14 protein-coding genes are annotated in these 23,414 nt (G+C 60.8%); 13 read left to right on the forward strand and 1 reads right to left on the reverse strand.

What is annotated here, in order from left to right; translation table 11 throughout:
* Nucleotides 1-407: 407 nt before the first annotated feature.
* From acs to argR, 7 genes are all read left to right on the forward strand, one after another.
* Complete coding sequence (gene acs / locus AB4N48_RS04570) at nucleotides 408-2,363, forward strand: acetate--CoA ligase (RefSeq protein WP_460094880.1); 1,956 nt, start codon at nucleotides 408-410, stop codon at nucleotides 2,361-2,363.
* A gap of 693 nt (nucleotides 2,364-3,056) precedes the next feature.
* Complete coding sequence (locus tag AB4N48_RS04575) at nucleotides 3,057-3,830, forward strand: ABC transporter substrate-binding protein (RefSeq protein ID WP_041479236.1); 774 nt, start codon at nucleotides 3,057-3,059, stop codon at nucleotides 3,828-3,830.
* Nucleotides 3,831-3,921: 91 nt separating this feature from the next.
* The gene (locus tag AB4N48_RS04580; RefSeq protein WP_016773583.1) at nucleotides 3,922-4,611 is read left to right on the forward strand and encodes an ABC transporter permease; all 690 of its coding nucleotides are present in this window, start codon (nucleotides 3,922-3,924) and stop codon (nucleotides 4,609-4,611) included.
* Nucleotides 4,608-5,306 carry an ABC transporter permease gene (locus tag AB4N48_RS04585; RefSeq protein ID WP_024014019.1) on the forward strand — a complete coding sequence of 233 codons (699 nt, stop codon included), beginning with the start codon at nucleotides 4,608-4,610 and terminating at the stop codon, nucleotides 5,304-5,306. Before AB4N48_RS04580 ends, AB4N48_RS04585 begins: the two co-directional genes overlap by 4 nt.
* A gap of 1 nt (nucleotide 5,307) precedes the next feature.
* Nucleotides 5,308-6,420 carry a succinylglutamate desuccinylase/aspartoacylase family protein gene (locus AB4N48_RS04590; RefSeq protein ID WP_056788052.1) on the forward strand — a complete coding sequence of 371 codons (1,113 nt, stop codon included), beginning with the start codon at nucleotides 5,308-5,310 and terminating at the stop codon, nucleotides 6,418-6,420.
* Between the two features lie 27 nt (nucleotides 6,421-6,447).
* Nucleotides 6,448-7,212 (forward strand): ABC transporter ATP-binding protein, encoded by a 765-nt coding sequence (locus AB4N48_RS04595; RefSeq protein WP_007912705.1) that lies wholly within the window; start codon nucleotides 6,448-6,450, stop codon nucleotides 7,210-7,212.
* Nucleotides 7,213-7,458: 246 nt separating this feature from the next.
* Nucleotides 7,459-8,439, forward strand: a complete 981-nt coding sequence (argR, locus tag AB4N48_RS04600) for a transcriptional regulator ArgR (RefSeq protein WP_041479242.1) — start codon at nucleotides 7,459-7,461, stop codon at nucleotides 8,437-8,439.
* A gap of 14 nt (nucleotides 8,440-8,453) precedes the next feature.
* Here argR and AB4N48_RS04605 read toward each other — a convergent pair whose 3' ends face one another.
* The gene (locus AB4N48_RS04605; protein ID WP_460094882.1) at nucleotides 8,454-16,217 is read right to left on the reverse strand and encodes a dermonecrotic toxin domain-containing protein; all 7,764 of its coding nucleotides are present in this window, start codon (nucleotides 16,215-16,217) and stop codon (nucleotides 8,454-8,456) included.
* A gap of 304 nt (nucleotides 16,218-16,521) precedes the next feature.
* On the opposite strand from AB4N48_RS04605, the gene AB4N48_RS04610 reads away from it, so the two are divergent.
* The 6 genes from AB4N48_RS04610 to AB4N48_RS04635 all read left to right on the forward strand — a co-directional run bounded on the left by AB4N48_RS04610 (nucleotide 16,522) and on the right by AB4N48_RS04635 (nucleotide 23,408).
* The gene (locus AB4N48_RS04610; protein WP_016773586.1) at nucleotides 16,522-17,742 is read left to right on the forward strand and encodes an aspartate aminotransferase family protein; all 1,221 of its coding nucleotides are present in this window, start codon (nucleotides 16,522-16,524) and stop codon (nucleotides 17,740-17,742) included.
* Nucleotides 17,743-17,987: 245 nt separating this feature from the next.
* Nucleotides 17,988-19,007, forward strand: coding sequence for an arginine/ornithine succinyltransferase subunit alpha (aruF, locus tag AB4N48_RS04615; protein WP_024014015.1), 1,020 nt, complete (start codon nucleotides 17,988-17,990; stop codon nucleotides 19,005-19,007).
* Nucleotides 19,008-19,058: 51 nt separating this feature from the next.
* The gene (gene astA, locus AB4N48_RS04620) at nucleotides 19,059-20,084 is read left to right on the forward strand and encodes an arginine N-succinyltransferase (protein ID WP_024014014.1); all 1,026 of its coding nucleotides are present in this window, start codon (nucleotides 19,059-19,061) and stop codon (nucleotides 20,082-20,084) included.
* Nucleotides 20,081-21,550, forward strand: coding sequence for a succinylglutamate-semialdehyde dehydrogenase (gene astD, locus AB4N48_RS04625; RefSeq protein ID WP_252880166.1), 1,470 nt, complete (start codon nucleotides 20,081-20,083; stop codon nucleotides 21,548-21,550). Before astA ends, astD begins: the two co-directional genes overlap by 4 nt.
* A 163-nt stretch (nucleotides 21,551-21,713) precedes the next feature.
* Nucleotides 21,714-23,060 carry an N-succinylarginine dihydrolase gene (gene astB / locus AB4N48_RS04630; protein WP_095181525.1) on the forward strand — a complete coding sequence of 449 codons (1,347 nt, stop codon included), beginning with the start codon at nucleotides 21,714-21,716 and terminating at the stop codon, nucleotides 23,058-23,060.
* Nucleotides 23,061-23,117: 57 nt separating this feature from the next.
* Entirely contained in the window at nucleotides 23,118-23,408 is a 291-nt protein-coding gene (locus tag AB4N48_RS04635; protein ID WP_016773591.1) for a hypothetical protein, read from the forward strand.
* Nucleotides 23,409-23,414 lie beyond the last annotated feature (6 nt).

Raw genomic sequence — 23,414 nt, forward strand, 5'->3', positions numbered from 1 at the left:
GCAACCTTTTTAGGGTTGCGTGTGGAGCTTGAGTAGTTGATGCGTTACTTGGAGAGCTGGATTAACGGCCTTCGTGGGGGCTGTAACGTTGTTAATCGCGGTTGCCTTGTTGGCGAGGTGAATTTTAGGGCGGTGGGGCCGGGGTAAACAGAGCGGGTTTTGATAAACACTTTTGGCATATTTGGTAACAATCCCCCAAACACCCCATTCCCTGTAGGAGCTGCCGAAGGCTGCGATCTTTTGACTTTGATCTTGAAAACAGATCAAAAGATCGCAGCCTTCGGCAGCTCCTACAGGGGCGCGTGCGCAGGGGGAGGGTTGTTACTACCATCGTCGAATGGTTCTATGGGGCCCACCCGGCTACAACAGGGTCATACAAAAACAACTATTACACCGAGGTAGGAAAGATGAGTACGGCTTCTCTGTATCCCGTTCGTCCCGAGGTTCTGGCTAACACGCTGACTGACGAGGCGACCTACAAAGCCATGTACCAGCAGTCGGTCGTCAACCCTGACGGCTTCTGGCGCGAGCAAGCCAAGCGTCTGGACTGGATCAAGCCCTTCACCACGGTGAAACAGACCTCGTTCGACGATCACCATGTCGACATCAAGTGGTTTGCCGACGGCACCCTGAACGTTTCCTACAACTGCCTCGACCGCCATCTGGCCGAGCGCGGCGATCAAGTCGCGATCATCTGGGAAGGCGACGATCCTTCCGAGAGCCGCAACATCACCTACCGCGAACTGCATGAGCAAGTGTGCAAACTGGCCAACGCCCTGCGTGGTCAGGACGTGCACCGTGGCGATGTGGTGACCATTTACATGCCGATGATTCCCGAAGCCGTGGTCGCCATGCTGGCCTGCACCCGGATCGGCGCGATTCACTCGGTGGTGTTCGGCGGTTTCTCGCCGGAAGCCCTGGCCGGTCGCATCATCGACTGCAAATCGAAAGTGGTGATCACCGCTGACGAGGGTATTCGCGCCGGCAAGAAGATTTCCCTCAAGGCCAACGTCGACGACGCGCTGACCAACCCGGAAACCAGCAGCATCCAGAAGGTCATCGTGTGCAAGCGCACCGGTGGCGACATCAAGTGGAACCAGCATCGCGACATCTGGTACGAAGACCTGATGAAGGTCGCGGGCACCGTTTGCGCGCCGAAAGAGATGGGCGCTGAAGAGGCACTGTTCATCCTTTATACCTCCGGCTCCACCGGCAAGCCGAAGGGCGTGCAGCACACCACCGGCGGTTATCTGCTGTATGCGGCGATGACCCACGAGCGCGTGTTCGACTACCGTCCGGGCGAAATCTACTGGTGCACCGCCGACGTCGGCTGGGTCACCGGCCACAGTTACATCGTCTACGGCCCGCTGGCCAATGGCGCGACCACCGTGCTGTTCGAAGGTGTGCCGAACTACCCGGACATCACCCGGGTGGCGAAGATCATCGACAAGCACAAGGTCAACATCCTCTACACCGCGCCGACCGCGATCCGCGCGATGATGGCTTCGGGTCAGGCGGCGGTTGAAGGCGCCGATGGCAGCAGCCTGCGTCTGCTCGGTTCGGTGGGCGAGCCGATCAACCCGGAAGCCTGGGACTGGTACTACAAGAATGTCGGCAAGTCGCGTTGCCCGATCGTCGATACCTGGTGGCAGACCGAAACCGGCGGCAACATGATGAGCCCGCTGCCGGGTGCCCATGCGCTGAAGCCGGGTTCGGCGGCGCGTCCGTTCTTCGGTGTGGTGCCGGCGCTGGTCGACAACCTCGGCAACATCATTGAGGGCGAGGCTGAAGGCAATCTGGTGATTCTCGATTCGTGGCCAGGCCAGGCGCGTACGCTGTACGGCGATCATGATCGTTTCGTCGATACCTACTTCAAGACCTTCCGTGGCATGTACTTCACCGGTGACGGCGCGCGTCGCGATGCCGACGGTTACTACTGGATCACCGGGCGCGTAGACGACGTGCTCAACGTCTCCGGCCACCGCATGGGCACCGCCGAAATCGAAAGCGCGATGGTCGCGCATCCGAAGGTTGCCGAAGCTGCGGTGGTGGGTGTGCCGCATGACATCAAGGGGCAGGGCATTTATGTCTATGTGACCTTGAAGAACGGCGAGGAGCCGACCGAGCAGTTGCGTCTGGAGCTCAAGAATTGGGTGCGCAAGGAGATCGGCCCGATCGCTTCGCCGGACGTGATCCAGTGGGCGCCGGGGCTGCCGAAGACCCGTTCGGGCAAGATCATGCGCCGCATCCTGCGCAAGATCGCCACGGCGGAATATGACGGGCTGGGCGATATCTCGACCCTGGCGGATCCGGGTGTGGTGCAGCATTTGATTGATACGCACAAGACCATGAATGTTGCTTAAGCGTTAGAAGCATAGGAGCCCTGTCCGGTGATGCCGGATGGGGCTTTTTTGTGTCTGGTGGATTTGTGTCGATCGGGCTGGCCTCTTCGCGAGCAGGCTCGCTCCCACAAGGAATGGGCGCATTTCAAATGTGGGAGCGAGCCTGCTCGCGAAGGCGATCTGTCAGACACCGCAGTAGTCACCTGTAGGAAACCGCAACACCCCAACCAATAATTATCGATCTGCGCCGTCAGACCTTTCCCGCTGTTACCCGCCACAACCCAATGTGTAACCGCCCGCGCCAAACCGGGGCGAAGGGAAACGCGGTGCGCCGTTTCAGAGCCTCCAAAGCCCTGCTGAAAAATAAGACATAACGCTGCGCTTGCCGGATTAGAAGGGTTTACGAATAATAGGCCCGCAACTTGCAATATGTATCGGTTCACTGTCTTTTGCTCTTGCATGAAATTGCAGGGCTGTCAATGAGCTCAAACCGCTTTCTCGGTGCATCTGTAATTAGTTGTCGCATTGAAGAAATATCGGCTTCGGGCCTGTCGTTAGAATGCCGATCACTCGCTCATCGTGGCTGACGTTGAAATCGCCTGCGGTTCCAATGGGAAATTTCCGCCGATGCGCAACCGATTTCCGATTCACCCATTCGCATATTGGGCTGTCGCTCACTCTGCCGTTTTTGCCCTTTACCGATGGAGTCCCAAGATGAAGAAACTTGTGCTGCTTGGCGCCCTGGCACTGTCCGTGCTGTCGATGAATGCCTTCGCTGACGAAAAACCGCTGAAGATCGGTATCGAAGCGGCTTACCCTCCGTTCGCTTCGAAAGCACCGGACGGCAGCATCGTCGGTTTCGACTACGACATCGGCAACGCGCTGTGCGAAGAAATGAAGGTCAAGTGCGTGTGGGTCGAGCAAGAGTTCGACGGTCTGATCCCGGCTCTCAAAGTGCGCAAGATCGACGCGATCCTGTCGTCGATGTCGATCACCGAAGATCGCAAGAAGTCGGTCGACTTCACCAACAAGTACTACAACACCCCGGCGCGTCTGGTCATGAAGGCCGGTACTCAGGTCAGCGAAGGTCTGGCTGAGCTGAAAGGCAAGAACATCGGCGTACAGCGTGGCTCGATCCACGAGCGTTTCGCCCGCGAAGTTCTCGCTCCATTGGGCGCCGAGATCAAGCCGTACGGCTCGCAGAACGAAATCTACCTCGACGTGGCTGCCGGTCGCCTCGACGGTACCGTGGCTGACGCCACCCTGCTGGACGATGGTTTCCTGAAAACCGACGCCGGCAAAGGCTTCGCGTTCGTTGGCCCGGCGTTCACCGACGTCAAGTACTTCGGTGACGGCGTAGGTATCGCGGTGCGCAAGGGCGACGCCCTGAAAGACAAGATCAACACTGCCATCGCGGCCATCCGCGAGAACGGCAAATACAAGGCAATCCAGGACAAGTACTTCGCCTTCGATATCTACGGCAAGTAACACGTCTCTGCGACAAGTCCGAAATGGCGCAAGCAACAGAATCTCTGCGGTTTGCGCCATTTTTTCATCCCAACTTTCGAGGACCTGAATCATGTTGAAAGGCTACGGGGCTGTCATCCTCGATGGCGCATGGCTGACGCTTCAGCTCGCCTTGTCGTCCATGGCTCTGGCCATCGTTCTCGGGCTGATCGGTGTCGCGTTGCGCCTGTCGCCGGTGCGCTGGCTGGCGTGGCTGGGCGACCTGTATTCGACGGTGATCCGCGGCATTCCCGACCTGGTGCTGATCCTGCTGATCTTCTACGGCGGTCAGGACTTGCTCAACCGCGTTGCGCCGATGCTCGGCTATGACGACTACATCGATCTGAACCCGCTGGCCGCCGGTATCGGCACCCTCGGTTTCATCTTCGGTGCGTACCTCTCGGAGACGTTCCGTGGCGCGTTCATGGCGATCCCCAAAGGCCAGGCCGAAGCGGGCATGGCGTACGGCATGAGCAGTTTCCAGGTGTTCTTCCGGGTGATGGTGCCGCAGATGATTCGTCTGGCGATTCCCGGCTTCACCAACAACTGGCTGGTACTGACCAAGGCCACCGCGCTGATTTCCGTGGTCGGTCTGCAAGACATGATGTTCAAGGCCAAGCAGGCGGCAGATGCCACGCGCGAGCCTTTCACCTTCTTCCTCGCAGTGGCGGCGATGTACCTGGTGATCACCAGTGTTTCGTTGCTGGCATTGCGTCACCTTGAGAAGCGCTACTCGGTAGGCGTAAGGGCGGCTGATCTATGATCTTCGACTACAACGTCATCTGGGAGGCACTGCCGCTGTACTTCAGCGGCCTGCTGACCACCCTCAAACTGCTCGCGCTGTCGCTGTTCTTCGGTTTGCTCGCGGCGTTGCCGCTGGGGCTGATGCGCGTCTCGAAAAACCCGTTCGTCAACGGCGCCGCGTGGCTGTACACCTACGTGATTCGCGGCACGCCGATGCTGGTTCAGCTGTTCCTGATCTACTACGGTCTGGCCCAGTTCGAAGCGGTGCGCGAAAGCTTCCTGTGGCCGTGGCTGTCCAGCGCAACGTTCTGTGCCTGTCTGGCTTTTGCCGTCAACACCAGCGCCTACACCGCGGAAATCATCGCCGGCAGCCTCAAGGCCACGCCGAACGGTGAGATCGAAGCGGCCAAGGCCATGGGCATGTCGCGCTTCAAACTGTACAAGCGCATCCTGCTGCCGTCGGCCCTGCGCCGGGCGCTGCCGCAGTACAGCAACGAAGTGATCATGATGCTGCAGACCACCAGTCTGGCGTCGATCGTGACCCTGATCGACATCACTGGCGCGGCACGTACCGTCAACGCGCAGTTCTACCTGCCGTTCGAGGCGTACATCACTGCCGGCGTGTTCTACCTGTGCCTGACCTTCATTCTGGTCAAGCTGTTCAAACTGGCCGAGCGTCGCTGGTTGAGCTACCTCGCGCCACGGAAGCACTGATATGCAACGCATCGACCACGTATTGCCGTGGAGCCACCTGGGCAGCGAGCGCAAGGTTTCGGTTTTCCGGTTCGGTGAGGGCGAGCGCAAGGCCTACATCCAGGCCAGCCTGCACGCCGATGAACTGCCGGGCATGCGCACCGCCTGGGAGCTGAAAAAGCGCCTCGGCGAACTCGAAGCCCAAGGCTTGCTCAACGGCGTGATCGAGCTGGTGCCGGTGGCCAATCCGATCGGCCTCGGGCAATTGCTGCAAGGCAATTTCCAGGGCCGTTTCGAGGCGGGCAGCGGCAAGAATTTCAATCGTGATTTCGTCGAGCTCAGCGCGCCGGTCGCGGCGGCGCTGGGCGAAAAACTCGGTGATGATCCCCATGCCAACGTGCGCCTGATCCGTCAGGCAATGGCCGACCACCTGGCCGGATTGCCTGAAGCGAGCAGCCAGTTGCAAGGCATGCAACGTGTGCTGCTCAGCCACGCCTGCACCGCCGATGTGGTGCTGGATCTGCACTGCGATGCCGAAGCCGCGCTGCACATGTATGCGCTGCCGCAGCACTGGCCGCAGTGGCGTTCGCTGTCGGCGCACCTGAACGTCAAGGTTGGTCTGCTCGCGGAAGATTCCGGCGGCAGCTCCTTCGATGAAGCCTGCTCGTTGCCTTGGCTGCGCCTGTCGCGGCAGTTCCCCGAGGCGCAGATTCCGCTGGCGTGTCTGGCGACGACGATCGAGCTGGGCGGGCAGGCCGACACCGGCCGCGTCGAAGCCGAGGCTTATGCTGAAGGCATTCTGGCGTTCCTTGCCGAGCAAGGTCTGATCACCGGCGAGTGGCCGGACCCGGCCTTCGAACCGTGCGAAGGCATGCCCTTCGAAGGCACCGAATTGTTGTTCGCACCGCACCCCGGTGTGGTGAGTTTTTCCCGCAGGCCTGGCGAATGGGTCGAGGCGGGCGATGAGATTTTTCAAGTGATCGACCCTGTGTCCGATCGGGTCAGCACGGTATGTGCTGGTACGTCCGGGGTGCTGTTTGCCATTGAACGGCTGCGCTATGCCCAACCCGGTTTCTGGCTGGCCAAGGTGGCGGGGCGCGAAGCGCTGCGTCACGGGCGCTTGCTCAACGACTGACTGACTGTTTTTGTGAGAACCGACCGCATGTACAAACTTGAAGTCCAAGACCTGCATAAACGCTATGGCAGTCACGAAGTGCTCAAGGGCGTGTCCCTGAAAGCCGCCGCCGGCGATGTGATCAGCATCATCGGCTCCAGTGGCTCCGGCAAAAGTACTTTCCTGCGTTGCATCAACCTGCTCGAGCAGCCGCACGCCGGCAAGATCCTGCTCAACAACGAAGAGCTGAAACTGGTGGCGAACAAGGATGGCGCGCTGAAAGCCGCTGATCCAAAACAGCTGCAACGCATGCGTTCGCGCCTGTCGATGGTGTTCCAGCATTTCAATCTGTGGTCGCACATGACCGCGATTGAAAACATCATGGAGGCACCGGTGCACGTGCTCGGCGTACCCAAGTACGAAGCGCGCGAAAAAGCCGAGTACTACCTGAACAAGGTTGGCGTGGCCCATCGTAAAGACGCGTTCCCGGGGCACATGTCCGGCGGCGAACAGCAGCGCGTGGCGATCGCCCGTGCGCTGGCGATGGAACCGGAAGTGATGCTGTTCGACGAACCGACCTCGGCCCTCGATCCGGAACTGGTCGGCGACGTGCTGAAAGTCATGCAGGCGCTGGCGCAGGAAGGCCGCACCATGGTCGTGGTGACCCACGAAATGGGCTTCGCCCGTGAAGTGTCGAACCAGTTGGTGTTCCTGCACAAAGGCGTCGTCGAAGAAAGCGGCAACCCGCGCGAAGTGCTGGTCAACCCGCAGTCGGAGCGCTTGCAGCAGTTTCTGTCGGGCAGCCTGAAATAAATCAGGGCTGCCGTTGTGCACCAGATTAGGTCATGCTTCGCGACCTGAAGCCTGACCCAGATCCCCTGTAGGAGCTGCCGAGTGCAACGAGGCTGCGATCTTTTGATCTTGTTTTTCTAAAATCAAAAGATCGCAGCCTTCGGCAGCTCCTGCATGGATCTGCGTCGGACTCAGGATTTGTGTTCATTTCCGGGCTAGCATTGGCCCATGCCATCATCACCGTTGTTCGTTTCGGATTGCCCGCCCATGACTGCCCATCGAATTGGTTTCCTGATTTGGCCCAGCACTAAAGCGTTGACGCTGGCGCTGGCGGAGGAGGCCTTGCGTGTTGCGCAGCGGGTGCACCCGGACGTGGTTTACGAACTGTCGTTCTTGCAGGCCGAGCCGCAGACCGAAGGGGCCTGGCAATTGCCCGGCGAACCCTGGGCCGGCAAGCTCGAGAATTTCCAGAAACTGTTCCTGCTCGCCGACGAGCCGCCGACCACCCTGGCGCCGGCGCTGAGCAGTGCGCTCAAGCAACTGGTGCGTGCCGGTTGCGTGATCGGTGGTCTGTCGGCCGGTGTCTATCCGCTGGCCCAGCTCGGTTTGCTCGACGGTTATCGCGCCGCCGTGCACTGGCGCTGGCAGGACGATTTCGCTGAGCGCTTCCCGAAAGTCATCGCTACCAGTCATCTGTTCGACTGGGATCGCGATCGTCTGACCGCCTGCGGTGGCATGTCGGTGCTCGACCTGCTGCTGGCGGTGCTGGCCCGCGATCACGGCGCGGAACTGGCCGGTGCGGTGTCGGAAGAACTGGTCGTTGAGCGCATCCGCGAGGGCGGTGAGCGTCAGCGCATCCCGTTGCAGAATCGCCTCGGCTCCAGCCATCCGAAGCTCACCCAAGCGGTGTTGCTGATGGAAGCCAACATCGAAGAGCCGCTGACCACCGACGAAATCGCCCAGCACGTGTGCGTATCCCGTCGACAGCTGGAGCGGATCTTCAAGCAATACCTCAACCGCGTGCCGAGCCAGTACTACCTGGAACTGCGCCTGAACAAGGCCCGGCAGATGTTGATGCAGACCAGCAAGTCGATCATCCAGATCGGCCTCTCGTGCGGCTTCTCCTCGGGGCCGCATTTCTCCAGCGCCTATCGCAACTTCTTCGGTGCCACGCCGCGCGAAGATCGCAACCAGCGGCGCAGCAGCAGCCCGTTCGAATTGTCGTCAGTGCCGCCGGAGCGTGGCTGAGCGCGGATCGACCCTCAATCGGTTTCCATGCCGCCGGAGAAGTCATGGAAATCCTCAATCGTCTGATACGCGGTGTCGTTGCTCGACTGTTGCTCCAGCAGGCGCAATTGATACGCCGCCTCATACCGCTGCAGGCGCTGCAAACTTTCGGCAGTCAGCGGGTTGTCGCTGAAGTCGTATTCGGTCAGCACGTCGCCGGGCTGTAAAGGAAACTCGCCCGGCAACTCGGTGATCGCGTTTCCGGACAAGTCGGCGTACATCAATCGAGGCAGTCCGAACAGGCCGTCAGGCACCTTGCTCAAGGCACAGTTGCCCAGACGCACATCGGTCATCTGCGGGAAATGACTCAGATCCGGAGCGATGTTGAGCGGATTGTCGCTCAGGTCCACCGAACTCAGGTTTCTCAGCGTTGCGAATGCTTGCGCGGTCTGCGCAGTCAGCGTGATTTCACAGCCCGGCAGATACAGGCTGCGCAGCCTTTCCATGGCGAAAATCGGGACGGGAATCTCGCCCAGCGGATAATTGCGGATGTCGATGCCTTTGAGCTTCGGGAACAGCTCCAGCAGACGATCGATCCGAGGCGCAACAGACGCTGTGGTGGTCAGTTTCAATTGTTCGATGTGGTCGAAACGCGCGGTCAGCGGCGGCAGCTCACCGGTAAACGACAACTCGCAGCTGACCCTTGGCCCTGTCAGGAACGAGGGGGCACGGCGCAGGTCGTCTTCGAGGTTTTGCCTGAAGTGCTGGCGGTTGAGTCTTTCTCTGGCTGCCGCGTCGGTCGCAAGCGGCATCTGCGTGTGAGTATCGTTGGGAGTCTCGTTGGCCCAGCTATCCAGGCGTTCGAGCAGGCTGGTGAGCTCGGATTTGCGGCGCATCAGCTCAACACGTCCATCGGCCAGCGTGCCCGCAAGCTTGTAGACCAGATCGTTGGCATCGAAGCCGAACAGCGATGGATAAAGGCTTTGCGCCAGATCGATGTCTTGCTGTTGGACCCAGACACCGAAGTTGTCAGCCTTGGCCTGAAATGCGGCCTTGATCCGTTCTCTGGAAGCAACCGACAACGGGTTGCCGCCCAATTCAATACCGCGATCGGAGTACTGCGTCAGTTGCGCCGGCAATTCGCTGATGTTGTTGTCGCTCAGCAACGCGACTTCCAGGTGCGGCAGCTGTTCCAGCCCGGCGGGAACACTATCGATGCCGGTGTTGATCAGGTCGATGAACGTCAGGTTCTGCAGGGTCGATAGATCGGGCGTCACCTGCAGAGGGTTGCTATACAAGTCCAGAGATTTCAATCGGGTCATCGTGGACAGGATCGCTTGTCCGGCAGGATCCAGAGTGATCTGGCACTTGCTCAGCATCAATCTCTCAAGCAACGGCAGGCTTGGCAGCGATTGGGGTATCCGGCCCAAGGCGAAATCCTGCAGTTCCAGTCCGCGCAGCCCGCTGAAGCTTCGGAAAAAACCATCGGGAATGTTCAGCCCCGGATTGCCCTGAAGGTTGAGATGCGTGATGTGGCTGAAGTCAGCGGTCAGTTCCGGCAATTCGCCGGTGAATGTCGCATCGGCTTCGAAAGTATTGAACCGCAGGGCTGAGTTTTCGTTTTGCCGACCGCGCCAGAGTTTCTCAAGGTCGCTGCTGAATCTTTGTCTGGCGGCGAGTTCTGCAAATCTTTCCGGCGCAGTCCAGGGCAGCTCTGTCGAAGGGTTGTTGACCGGCAAGCGCGCGCTCCATGTGTTGAGATCACTGGTCATGCGGGCGATTTCCGCCTCCCATCTGATCAGTTGCGCCGTGCCGGTCTGTAATGTCCCGGGCAGGCGATAAATCATGTTGATCGCAGCGTTTTCGCCCAGTCGCGGGAACAGTCTCTGCGCCATGGCAATGTCAGCCGATGGCGGCTTGATCCGGAAGTTGCGCCCGTGATTGGCGTAGTAGAGCTTAATGCGGTCGCGGGCATTCATGGACAGAGGATTGTCGTTCAGATAGACGCTGTCGGCCCGCTCGGGATGCAAACTGAAGACAGCGTCGGGCAGCACGGTTATCTGGTTGTTATTGAGATGGAGCTCTCGCATTAGCGGATGCTCGGCGATGCCCTTCGGCACGCTCGTCAGTTCGCTATGGCCGAGTGAGAAGTTCGTCACCTTGGGCAGGATTGTCAGGTCTGGCGCGTTTGTCAGTGGGTTATGGCTCAGATCGAGCAACCGCAACTCGGGCAGCGCGCCAAGTACCTGCTGCCCGGCAGGGGTAAGCGTCAGCGCGCAGTCATTGAGTTTGAGCTCTTTGAGATAGTGCAGACGGCTGACGAATGAAGGGATGTCATAGAGTGTGAAAGCTTTCAGTTCCAGCATCTGAAGATTCGGGAACAAGGCAGCGAACGGCTCGAGTCCCGCGATCGTCACGTTGCCCGCCAGCTTGAGGCTGGTAACGTGATCGAAGTTGACCGTCAGGCGCGGCATTTCGCCGAGGAACTTGAGGTCTGCCGCGAAAGAAGTCGTGCGCCTGCCGGTACCCATCGATCTTTCGCCCCAGAAATCCTTTATCAATTGCTTGAAGTCCGAGCGTGCGGATCGTTGCGCCAAACGCTCGCTTGCGCTCAAGGCTTGACGCGTAACCGGGTGCGCAGACGGCGTTGCCAAGGCCCAGCGGGTCAGGTCATCGCGCATCTGTTGCTGTTCTGCTTGCCAGCGAAGCAGCTGTTGGCGACCGTCGGCCAGGTCGCCGGGCAAGTCGTAAATCATCTCGCTGGCCTCTTGCTTGTTCAAACCGGGAAACAACTGCCGGGCGAGGCTCACGTCCGGCTCGGCCGCCAGTACGTCGAAGTCGTTGCGATGGAGGCGGTAGTAGTTTTTGATCTGGTTGCGGGTGGCGGCCGATAGCGGGTTGTCGGCAAGGTCAATGCCGTCACTGCGCTCGGCGGGGAGGTCGAACAGCGCCTCGGGCAGTTGCGTGATGCGGTTGCCTGCGAGCACTGCGGTTCGCAACCCCGGATGGCTGGCCAGTCCTTCGGGAACGACGGTCAGCCCGCAGTTGGACAGATCGAGATAGATCAATTCGGGCAACAAATTCAGGTCGGGGAACGTACCCAACGGATTGTCGCTCAGGTCCAGTGAGTCGAGGCTGCCAAGTGACAGCAGCGCAGCCTGATTTTCCGGGGTCATGACCACGCCACAATTTTTCAGCTCCAGATCGCTCAGTTGAGGCAGTTTTGCTTCGCCCAGCGCAAGCGGTCCCAGTTCGAAACCGTTCATTTTCAGCTTGGCAAGGTTGGGGAAGCACTCCACGAAGCGCAGGGCGGCGGTGCTATTGGCGGTGCCGGTGAGGTTCAGCCGCGTCGCGCGCTCGAGACCGGCGCTGAGTATCGGCATATCCCCACTGAACGTCGCCGTTGCCCTGAGTTCTTCAAGGCGCGGGTACAGGGGCGGGCTGCGCCAGAATTGCTCGATCTGTTGCGCAAAGGATCGCCGGGCCTCCAGTTCGCGGGCCTGTGCCTCGAGGGGAAGACGTTCCCCCGACTCAGAGGCGGTCACGGTGGCCTGGTTGATCCATTGACTGAGTTCGAGATTCAGCACGCCGAGTTCATTTTCCCAGCGGGACAACTGTGCGCCGCACTCCGCCAATGGCCCGGGCAATCGGTACAACACCTGTGTTGCGCCTTCCGTGTCGAGGGATGGAAACAAGGCGATGGTGCGTTGCAGATCCTCCTGCACGGGCCGGACGCCGAAGTGCCTTCCGGTGTGCTCGTAGAACACTTTTACCCGCTCGCGGGAAGCCGCCGTCAACGGGTTATCGGCGAAGGTATAACCATCGCTGAGGGAGCTTGCCAGGTTGAAAAAACTGTCCGGTATCCGCGTGATGCGGTTGCGATCGAATTGCGCCGAAATCAGGCGCGGATGATCCAGCAGATCGTCGGGCACCGTGTGAATGCCGGTATCCGACAGGTTCACGTAGCGCAATGAAGGCAGTGTGTGCAGGTCCGGAGGCAGGCCCAGCGCATTGCCTTGCAGATCGAGCAGGGTGAGCTGCGGCATGGCCGCGAGCACTGACTCTGTGACCGTCGTCAGACTGATCCGACAATTGCGTAAGCGCAATTCGCGCAGCGAGCGCATCGAAGTCAGTGCTTGCGGCAGGCTCGACAGATTGAGATTGCGCGCATCGATATTCTGCAACTGGCTGAAGGACTGCAGAAAGCTGTCGACGGAGGTGGTCATCGGGCTGCCATCAATGGCGAGCGAGGTGATATGACTGAAGTCTGCTGACAACACGGGCAAGTCGCCCATCACCGCAGGTGTAAGGCGCAAGGCGTATCCGGCGGCAAAGCCCTGGTGGTTGATACCCGTGACGTGCTCCCGTCTCCAGGCTTTGAGCAATTGCTCCCGTAGCAGCCTGCGATTCTGGATTTCGGCGCGCTTCTCCAGCGAGGTGAGCGCCGTGCCGGTTTCCGGGTGCACGGCGGGCGGATTGTTGGCCCAGACATGCAGTTCGTTCTGCAATTGCAGGTAGTCATTTTGCAAACGAAGCATTTCGGCGCGCGGGCCTGCGGGACTGCTTCGCATGCTTTCGGCGAGGAAGCGCACTTCATGGTTCGACATGCGTGGATAGAGCACCCGGATGTCTTCTTCGAGGGTGTGCGGCTGGTAAGCGGGGCGTGGCGGACGCGGAGCATGGGCGTAACCGTCGGTACCGAGCAGGCGCAGGGTGTCGACAGCCGGCGCTCGGGACGGCGTATCGGCAATCACCTGACGCCACTCGTTGCGCTCGAGCGTGCGTTCACGAATGGCCGCCTTCAGCGCCTGACCCTGGCCGATCCGCATGTCCAGGCTCTGGCGCTCGCTGTCGGGCAATGCGTACAACAGGCTGGAATAGAAATCAGCGAACGAATGCAGCTGCTGCCCACGATCGTCATAAGGTTGGTATTGGCCATCGTCGCGGCGAACCAGCACCTTGTATTCGGGCGCATCGTCACGGCCGATCGTGTCCAGTAACCGGCCCTCGTAGCGCCCGTCGCGGATTTCGATGCGTACATCGCCGCTCCAGCCCGGCAACAATTTGAGGCTGTGCAGCGCCAGAGAATCAGAGTCGTGATTGCTCACCGAGGCCAGCTCAAGGCCTTCATACGCGCGGGTAAGGCGCACCTCGTCACTGGCCATCTGCATGAGTGCCTGCTGGCGCGGGGGCAATCGTCCTTCGCTGATCTGCAACAGTTCGCTGCCGGTCGCGGTATCGAGCAGTTCGCGGGTAATGCTGGCCGGCAATTGCGGAGGGTGAATCTTGAGTCGTGCAGCCAGCGGGTCGTCGAGGTGCTGGAGGGCTTGATAGCGCGACTCGAACAGCGCGCTGGTGTTGCGTCTGGCGAGGTCGGCCACTTGTTTGCGCAGGTTGTGGCTGCGGACCTCGATGGACGGCGTCGGTCCCGCGAAGGGCTCGTCCAGCAAGGTTTTGATCTGCGTCTCGTCGAGGGCTTGGAGCAGGGTTTTGAGCACGTCGCCACCGGCCAGCGTGTCGTGGCGTAGTTCGATTACCGGCAGGCTTGTGTCGGCAGACGATTGCCACAGTTGCTCGCCTTGGCGATCGAGCAGACGCAGGCACTGGTCGCCTGGCCAGCGGCCGTATTCGCTGAGCACCTCCAGTTGCATGGCCGGGTCGGCGCGCAAGAAAACTTCAGCGTCAGCGCTGTCGAGCTGGTCGATGAAGCGTTGCAACTGCTGATCAATCTTGAAGCGCTGGATGCTGTCGCCCAGCAGAGGCGGAACGCTTTCCTGCTCGACATGCATTTTGCGCAACGCGTCTTCGCTGGTTCCGCTGATCTGCAGCACGGTTTCGCGCTCGCTCGCGGACAAGCTCTCGACCGCAGGGCCGATACGGCGCAGCGCGGTTGCGCCATCCCATTCCAGCGGTTGCTCCAGTTCAGTGTGCCAGGCACCTTCGCCATTGTGGCGCAGCACCGGTTGGTATGCGTCGGGGCGACTCGGATGTTCGATGCGGTACTGCCCCGGCACCTGACTTTCCGTGACTGCAAAGTGCGCATCCTCCAGGGGCAGCAGGCGCTTGTCCTCATGCGCATGCAAACCCAGGGCATCGGGTTGCGAATCGGCAGTCGGGCGCTGCGGATGTTTGTAGCGTTCGAGATCCGGTTGCCAGTAGCGGATGTCACCATTGGCCAGTTGTACCGGTTTGAAGCGGTCGATGAACGACACGATTTCCTTGGGCAATACTTTGCGAAACTCGGCCGCGCCAATCGCACCGCCGACGGCGAACATGCCCAACTGGATCATCGATTCCACGGTTCCCATCAGGTGTTCGACCGCCTCGGTCGTGCGCCCCTGCGCCCACTCGACAATGCCTTCGAATACTTCATCGAGCATCTGATAGGCCATGTACGCCATCATCGCTTCACCGAGCACCGGCACGAACGGCGCGACGATCATTGCGGCGGTCTGGGCGATGGAAGAGAGGATGTTGACCAGCGAATCCCAGAACGCCCAGCGCGCCCTTTGATCAACCAGGGCAGTCGGTACGGCAATGGTTCGGGCGTCATTGAAAATCTTGTTCAGTTTTGCCTGGTACAGGTGTTGCCACACATCGTCGTAAAACGGCGTCAGCGCAGTCTGCAGATCGGGCCGCTCCACTGCGGCTTCGCGCCATGCCGGCCGAGGGTCGCCGGGTTCGTGCGGGTGCCAGCGGATTTCACTCAGCCGGCTGTTGAGGGTGCTGAAGAAGAAACCGCGCTGGTCGTGGTTGACGAAGCGGCTGAAGAATTGCTGATAGTCCCTGGCGCGCAACTGGCGCGTCAGCTCCACGACCATTTCCAATGGCGAGGCGTACTCCTTGAACGGATGTTCGGGGTCATCCGGGACGTAGGCGACGACGCGCGCTGCATTGCGTGTCATGTACAGGTCCGGGGCGAATACCACGATGCCGGTGAGCGGTGCGCAAAGCATCGTCATGTCATGACACAGCAGCGGGGCGCCGTGCACATGCAGGCCTTTCACACCGTCGAGCATGGCTTCGATCAGGCGTACCGCGTTTTCCGACACGTCGCGGTTCATCCGCGCCCATTGCAGGGCCGATTTCATCGCGGCCTTCTGGCTGGCGTCGATCTTGCCGCGCAAGACCGACGCGACCATCGGATCGGAGTAGCCCAGATTGTCTTCCAGACTGGCTTTGTATTTCGCGCCGATATCCAGTCGACGGCACAGTTTTGTGAAAGCGGAAATGCTCAGTTTCGCCTTGATCTCGGGCAGGGTTTCAAACTGTCCTGTAGCCGAAGGTGCGCTAGTGAATGTCGACTCGGCTTCGAAGGCGTCGTCTTCGGTTTCCCTTTCTTCGAAGTTATGCAGCGCCGCCTCAAGCAGTGACACGGACCAGGCGCGGGCGCCGGTGCGGATCGGAAACCACGGGGTGGTGGCGGGAATGTACAGGCGCACGTAGGTGTTTCTGACATCCAGTTCCAGATCGAAGCAGCTTTTCAGCTCGGCCTTGAGCAGGGGCTCGGCGAAGGCCGCAGCGTCCTGCAAGTGCTCAAGGCTTTTGTCGACCCGGCTCTGCGCGGTGATATGCGCCGCCCCAAGACTTTTCATCAACGCATGCTGTTCGGCTGGCGCGACCTGGAGCGCGGCCGGCTGTTGCGGGACGCTGTTCTTCAGCGCTTCGCGCCGCGTGGCTGAGGTGTCGCCCAGCCAGGCCGGAATCGCGTTTTTCAGTGGTTGGTAATGCTCGTCCGCATGTTGCGCGTCATGTGCGGCATCCGGGGTTGCCGATGGGGGTGCTTCAGACAAATGCATGGCCATTCCTTGGCGTTGGGAAGAACCCTCAGCAAATCAGCGGCAAGCGACCACCGTGCGGTAGATATTTATGTCTCTGCCGTGGGGGCTGACTTGGTATCCTGCGCGGCCTGCCGCAAATCGGCCGCGCCCGGTAAACTGCGCCTTTGCGACGCTATATGTCGCATTGCCGTAAACCCGGGAAAATCCGGGGTTTGCGCTATAAGAAGTTGTCGCTTGGCGACAAGGCCGGGCACCCAACTGTCCTTACAATCCCCTCATCGCTCGCCAGTTCCAGGCGGGTGTTCCTCTTCAGGAGACTCCGATGTCCGTTGAGCACGCTGCGGTACAACGCGCCGATTTCGACCAGGTAATGGTTCCCAACTACGCGCCTGCCGCTTTCATTCCGGTGCGTGGCGCCGGTTCCCGGGTCTGGGATCAGGCCGGCCGCGAGCTGATCGACTTCGCCGGCGGGATTGCCGTCAACGTTTTGGGCCATGCGCATCCGGCGCTGGTCGGCGCGTTGACCGAACAGGCGAACAAGCTGTGGCACGTGTCCAACGTGTTCACCAACGAACCGGCCCTGCGTCTGGCGCACAAGCTGATCGACGCCACGTTTGCCGAGCGCGTGTTCTTCTGCAACTCCGGCGCCGAAGCCAACGAGGCCGCGTTCAAGCTGGCCCGTCGCGTCGCATTCGACCGTTTCGGCACCGAGAAATACGAAATCATCGCCGCGCTGAACAGCTTCCACGGCCGTACCCTGTTCACCGTCAACGTCGGTGGCCAGTCGAAGTACTCCGACGGTTTCGGCCCGAAAATCACTGGCATCACCCACGTTCCCTACAACGATCTGGCCGCGCTGAAAGCCGCGGTGTCCGAGAAGACCTGCGCGGTCGTGCTCGAGCCGATCCAGGGCGAGGGCGGCGTGCTGCCGGCCGAGCTGGCTTACCTGCAAGGTGCCCGCGAACTCTGCGATGCGAACAACGCGCTGCTGGTGTTCGACGAAGTGCAGACCGGCATGGGCCGCAGCGGCAAGCTGTTCGCCTACCAGCATTACGGCGTGACCCCGGACATCCTCACCAGCGCCAAGAGCCTGGGCGGTGGTTTCCCGATCGCGGCAATGATGACCACCGAAGCGCTGGCCAAACATCTGGTCGTCGGCACCCACGGCACCACTTACGGCGGCAACCCGCTGGCCTGCGCCGTCGCCGAAGCGGTGATCGACGTGGTCAACACCCCTGAGGTGCTGAACGGCGTGAACGCCAAGCACGACAAGTTCAAGACCCGCCTGCAACAGATCGGCGAGAAATACGGCCTGTTCACTCAGGTGCGTGGTCTCGGTCTGCTGATCGGTTGCGTGCTGAGCGAAGCGTGGAAAGGCAAGGCCAAGGACATCTTCAACGCCGCCGAACAGGAAGGCCTGATGATTCTCCAGGCAGGCCCGGACGTAATCCGTTTCGCCCCGAGCCTGGTGGTGGAAGATGCCGATATCGATGCCGGTCTCGACCGCTTCGAACGTGCTGCGGCGAAGTTGACGCAAGCCTGATGGACCTTTCGGCGCCTGGAGTTTTTCCGGCGCCGAACCAATTTTTGATACCGGGCACATTCACCTGTTGGATTGAACCTGTGGTGAGGGGATTTATCCCCGATGGGCTGCGCAGCGGCCCCAGTTTTTGGGGGTGCTTCGCCCCCCAGCGGGGATAAATCCCCTCGCCACAAGTCCCATTCCTGCATCGATCTTTATGTGGGCCCGGTTTTTTCTGTGAATATTGAAGAGAAAGGAGTGACACCATGCTGGTGATGCGCCCCGCGCAAATGGCTGATCTGGGCGAGGTACAGCGTCTGGCTGCGGACAGCCCGATTGGTGTCACTTCCTTGCCGGATGACGTGGAACGTCTGAGCGACAAGATCGCCGCGAGCGAAGCTTCGTTCGCCGCCGAAGTGAGCTTCAACGGTGAAGAGAGTTACTTCTTTGTCCTCGAAGACTCGAGCACCGGCAAACTGGTCGGCTGCTCGGCCATCGTCGCTTCCGCCGGTTATTCGGAGCCGTTCTACAGCTTCCGTAACGAGACCTTCGTCCACGCCTCCCGCGAGCTGAAGATCCACAACAAGATCCACGTGCTCTCGCAGTGCCACGACCTGACCGGCAACAGCTTGCTGACCAGTTTCTATGTGCAGCGCGAGCTGGTCGGATCGCCGTGGGCCGAGCTCAATTCCCGTGGCCGTCTGCTGTTCGTCGCCAGCCATCCAGAGCGTTTTGCCGATTCGGTGGTGACCGAGATCGTCGGTTACAGCGACGAGAATGGCGACTCGCCGTTCTGGGATGCGATCGGGCGTAACTTCTTCGACCTCAACTACGCCGAGGCCGAGCGCCTGTGCGGGCTGAAAAGCCGCACCTTCCTCGCCGAGCTGATGCCGCATTACCCGATCTACGTGCCGCTGCTGCCGGACTCCGCCCAAGAGGCGATGGGCCAGGTGCACCCGCGTGCGCAGATCACCTTCGACATCCTGATGCGCGAAGGCTTCGAAACCGATCACTACATCGACATCTTCGACGGCGGCCCGACCCTGCATGCACGGGTTTCCGGGATCCGTTCGATCGCCCAGAGTCGCGTGGTGCCGGTGAAGATCGGCGAGCCGGTCAAAGGTGCCGGACGTCAGTACCTGGTGGCCAATGCGCAGTTGCAGGATTACCGCGCGGTGTTGCTCGAGCTGGATTACGCGCCGGGCAAACCGGTGACGCTGGATATGGAAGCGGCCGAAGCCCTGGGCGTCGGTGAAGGTGCCAGCGTGCGCCTGGTGGCGGTTTAACGCCTTAGCGAGTTTCACGGGTGGCGCGAGCGGCCCGTTTGAGGAGATAGCATGATTGTTCGTCCCGTACGCAGCAGCGATTTATCCGCGCTGATCGACCTGGCCCGCAGCACCGGCACCGGCCTGACCACATTGCCGGCCAACGAAGAGCGCCTGACCCACCGGGTCGGCTGGGCCGAGAAGACCTTTCGCGGCGAAGCCGGGCGTGGCGATGCGGACTATCTGTTCGTGCTCGAAGACGATGACGGCCGCGTGGTGGGGATTTCCGCCATCGCCGGCGCGGTCGGCCTGCGTGAGCCCTGGTACAACTTCCGCGTCGGTCTGACGGTCAGCGCTTCGCAAGAGCTGAACATCTACCGCGAAATCCCGACGCTGTTTCTGGCCAACGACCTGACCGGCAATTCCGAGCTGTGCTCGCTGTTCCTGCACGCCGATTATCGCAACGGCTTGAACGGCCGGATGCTATCCAAGGCGCGCATGCTGTTCATCGCTGAGTTCCCGGAGCTGTTCGGTAACAAGATCATCGCCGAAATGCGTGGCGTGTCCGATGACGCCGGGCGCTCGCCGTTCTGGGAAAGCCTCGGCCGGCACTTCTTCAAGATGGAATTCAGCCAGGCCGATTACCTGACCGGCGTCGGCAACAAGGCGTTCATCGCCGAACTGATGCCGAAATTCCCGCTGTACACCTGCTTCCTTTCGCCGGACGCGCGCAACGTCATCGGCCAGGTGCACCCGGACACCGAGCCGGCACTGGCCATGCTCAAGAGCGAAGGCTTCAGCTATCAGGGTTACGTCGACATCTTCGACGCCGGGCCGGCCATCGAATGCGAAACCAGCAAGATCCGCGCGGTGCGTGACAGCGAAGCGCTGGTGCTGGCCGTCGGCACGCCGGGCGATGACGCCACGCCGTTCATCATCCACAACCGCAAGCGCGAGGATTGCCGCATCACGGCTGCACCAGCGCGCCTGGCTGCGGGCACCCTGGTGGTCGATCCGCAGACCGCGAAACGTCTTCAACTCAGCGCCGGCGATCAGGTTCGCGCCGTGGCGTTGTCCGCTGCACGGGAGTCGAAATAATGAATTCGCTATACATCGCAGGTGAGTGGCTGGCCGGTCAGGGCGAGGCCTTTCAATCGCTGAACCCGGTGACCCAGCAAGTGCTGTGGGCGGGCGAGGGCGCCACTGTCGCGCAGGTCGAATCGGCGGTGCAGGCCGCTCGTCAGGCCTTTCCCGGCTGGGCGCGCCGTACGCTCGAAGAGCGCATCAGCGTCCTCGAAGCTTTCGCCGCTGCGTTGAAAAACCACGCTGACGAACTGGCTCGCACAATCGGCGAAGAAACCGGCAAACCGCTGTGGGAAGCTGCGACCGAAGTCACCAGCATGGTCAACAAGATCGCGATTTCGGTGCAGAGCTACCGCGAGCGCACCGGCGAGAAGAGCGGCCCATTGGGCGACGCCACCGCCGTGTTGCGCCACAAGCCGCACGGCGTGGTTGCGGTGTTTGGTCCTTACAACTTCCCCGGTCACCTGCCTAACGGTCATATCGTCCCGGCGCTGCTGGCCGGTAACAGCGTGCTGTTCAAGCCCAGCGAACTGACGCCGAAAGTCGCCGAGTTGACGGTCAAGTGCTGGATCGAAGCCGGCCTGCCGGCAGGCGTGTTGAACCTGCTGCAGGGCGCGCGGGAAACCGGTATCGCGCTGGCGGCGAATCCGGGCATCGACGGTCTGTTCTTCACCGGTTCGAGCCGCACCGGCAATCACCTGCACCAGCAATTCGCCGGGCGTCCGGACAAGATCCTCGCCCTGGAGATGGGCGGCAACAACCCGCTGGTGGTCGATCAGGTCGCTGATCTGGACGCGGCGGTGTACACCATCATTCAGTCGGCATTCATTTCCGCCGGCCAGCGCTGCACTTGCGCCCGGCGTCTGCTGGTGCCGCAAGGCGCGTGGGGCGACAGCCTGCTCAAGCGTCTGGTTGAAGTCAGTTCGACCATTGAAGTCGGTGCCTTCGATCAGCAACCGGCGCCGTTCATGGGCTCGGTGATTTCCCTCGGCGCGGCGAAAGCGCTGATGGATGCGCAAGAGCAATTGCTGGCCAACGGCGCGGTGGCGCTGCTGGAAATGACTCAGCCACAGGCGCAGTCGGCTTTGCTGACCCCGGGCATTGTCGATGTGACGGCCGTGGCTGAGCGTCCGGACGAAGAACTGTTCGGGCCGCTGCTGCAAGTGATCCGCTATGCCGATTTCGGCGCGGCGATCACTGAAGCCAACAACACCGCTTATGGACTGGCCGCCGGTTTGCTCTCCGATTCCGAAGCGCGTTACCAGCAGTTCTGGCTGGAAAGCCGCGCCGGCATCGTCAACTGGAACAAACAACTGACTGGTGCCGCGAGCAGCGCGCCATTCGGCGGTGTCGGCGCCTCGGGCAACCACCGTGCCAGCGCCTATTACGCAGCGGACTACTGCGCGTACCCGGTGGCGTCGCTGGAAACCCCGAGCCTGGTGTTGCCATCGGCTCTGACGCCTGGCGTGAAAATGGCGTAGCGCCCATTCGCGAGCAGGCTCGCTCCCACAGGTTCAGTGGTGTTCACACATTTTGTGTCCAACCTAAATCCTGTGGGAGCGAGCCTGCTCGCGAAGGCCGCACTGCGGTCTTAAAGAATAGTTACTGAAGCCTATAACAACAGATTCTCGTGGAGCCTCGCTGATGAAATCCTATGAAGTCAATTTTGACGGTCTAGTGGGGCCGACCCATAACTACGGTGGTCTGTCCTACGGCAACGTCGCCTCGCAGAGCAACAGTCAGCAATCCTCGAACCCGAAGGAAGCGGCGCTGCAAGGTCTGGCAAAAATGAAAGCGCTGATGGACATGGGCTTTCAGCAAGGCGTGCTGGCTCCGCAGGAGCGTCCCGACGTGGCGGCGCTGCGTCGTCTGGGCTTCAGTGGCACTGACGCGCAGGTGATCGAGCGCGCCGCCAAGGAAGCGATGCCGCTGCTGGTCGCCAGTTGCTCGGCGTCGAGCATGTGGGTGGCCAACGCCGCCACGGTCAGCCCGAGTGCCGACACCGCTGACGGCCGCGTGCACTTCACCGCCGCCAACCTCAATTGCAAATATCACCGCAGCATCGAACACCCGACCACCAGCCGCGTGCTCGGCGCGATGTTCGCCAATCAACAGCACTTCGCCCATCACGCCGCTTTGCCGGCAGTGGCGCAGTTTGGCGACGAAGGCGCGGCCAACCACACGCGTTTCTGCCGTGAGTACGGCGAGGCGGGCGTCGAGTTTTTCGTGTTCGGCCGCAGTGCGTTCGACAACCGTTTCCCGGCGCCGCAGAAATACCCTGCACGCCAGACCCTCGAAGCCTCGCAAGCCGTCGCGCGTCTGCACGGTCTGCGTGACGAAGGCGTGGTCTACGCGCAACAGAATCCCAACGTCATCGATCAGGGCGTGTTCCACAACGACGTGATCGCTGTGGGCAACGGTGAAGTGCTGTTCTATCACGAGGACGCGTTCCTCGAGACCGACAAGATGCTCGCCGAACTGCAAGGCAAACTGGCCAAGGTCGGTGGTAACTTCCAGTCCGTTTGCGTGCCGCGTTCGGCAGTCACCGTGGATGACGCGGTGCGTTCCTACCTGTTCAACAGCCAGTTGCTCTCGCGTCCTGACGGTTCGATGCTGCTGATCGTGCCGCAGGAATGCCAGGCCAACGAACGCGTCTGGGCTTATCTGCAAAGCCTGACCAGCTCCGGCGGAATGATCCGCGAAGTTAAAGTCTTCGATCTCAAGCAAAGCATGCAGAACGGCGGTGGCCCGGCGTGCCTGCGTCTGCGCGTGGCGCTGAATGAAACCGAACTGGCGGCGGTCAACCCAGGCGTTATCATGACGGCCCCGTTGTACGGTTCGTTGACCGCATGGGTTGAAAAGCACTACCGCGACCGCCTGAGCGAAACCGATCTGGCGGACCCGCAATTGTTGCTTGAATGCCGGACGGCACTGGATGAACTGACGCAAATCCTTAAACTGGGCGCGGTTTATCCCTTCCAGATCAATTGATCGCCAGCGCGCTGCCTGAACGTGGCGCGCGGCGTGTCACCCCAAGAGAGTAAAAACATGAGCGATTCCCTGCAGCTGATCCTTGAAGACACCGACGGCACGCAATTGCAAACCTCGTGCACCCGCGTTGCGGTCATGTGGCAAGGCAAAGAGCTGTGGATCCAGCAGGACGGCCGTGGCCAGCTGCTGATCGGCGTGGACGTCGAGGAAGGTGACGAAGAGTACGCCAACCTGCTGCTGCGCCCATTGGCGACTAATCTGGTAAGTCTGCAACTGGAAATGGAACCGGCTGACCTCGGCGCTGACGAGGATCACGTACACGGCCCGGATTGCAACCACGACCACTAAGGAAAC

The organism is Pseudomonas sp. S2_C11 (assembly GCF_054668395.1).

Coding starts and splice junctions, on each gene's coding strand:
- AB4N48_RS04590 (WP_056788052.1), top strand. CDS start 5,308: ATGCAACGCATCGACCACGTATTGCCGTGGAGCCACCTGGGCAGCGAG.
- AB4N48_RS04610 (WP_016773586.1), top strand. CDS start 16,522: ATGTCCGTTGAGCACGCTGCGGTACAACGCGCCGATTTCGACCAGGTA.
- aruF (WP_024014015.1), top strand. CDS start 17,988: ATGCTGGTGATGCGCCCCGCGCAAATGGCTGATCTGGGCGAGGTACAG.
- AB4N48_RS04585 (WP_024014019.1), top strand. CDS start 4,608: ATGATCTTCGACTACAACGTCATCTGGGAGGCACTGCCGCTGTACTTC.
- astA (WP_024014014.1), top strand. CDS start 19,059: ATGATTGTTCGTCCCGTACGCAGCAGCGATTTATCCGCGCTGATCGAC.
- AB4N48_RS04595 (WP_007912705.1), top strand. CDS start 6,448: ATGTACAAACTTGAAGTCCAAGACCTGCATAAACGCTATGGCAGTCAC.
- AB4N48_RS04605 (WP_460094882.1), bottom strand. CDS start 16,217: ATGCATTTGTCTGAAGCACCCCCATCGGCAACCCCGGATGCCGCACAT.
- AB4N48_RS04580 (WP_016773583.1), top strand. CDS start 3,922: ATGTTGAAAGGCTACGGGGCTGTCATCCTCGATGGCGCATGGCTGACG.
- acs (WP_460094880.1), top strand. CDS start 408: ATGAGTACGGCTTCTCTGTATCCCGTTCGTCCCGAGGTTCTGGCTAAC.
- AB4N48_RS04575 (WP_041479236.1), top strand. CDS start 3,057: ATGAAGAAACTTGTGCTGCTTGGCGCCCTGGCACTGTCCGTGCTGTCG.
- AB4N48_RS04635 (WP_016773591.1), top strand. CDS start 23,118: ATGAGCGATTCCCTGCAGCTGATCCTTGAAGACACCGACGGCACGCAA.
- astB (WP_095181525.1), top strand. CDS start 21,714: ATGAAATCCTATGAAGTCAATTTTGACGGTCTAGTGGGGCCGACCCAT.
- argR (WP_041479242.1), top strand. CDS start 7,459: ATGACTGCCCATCGAATTGGTTTCCTGATTTGGCCCAGCACTAAAGCG.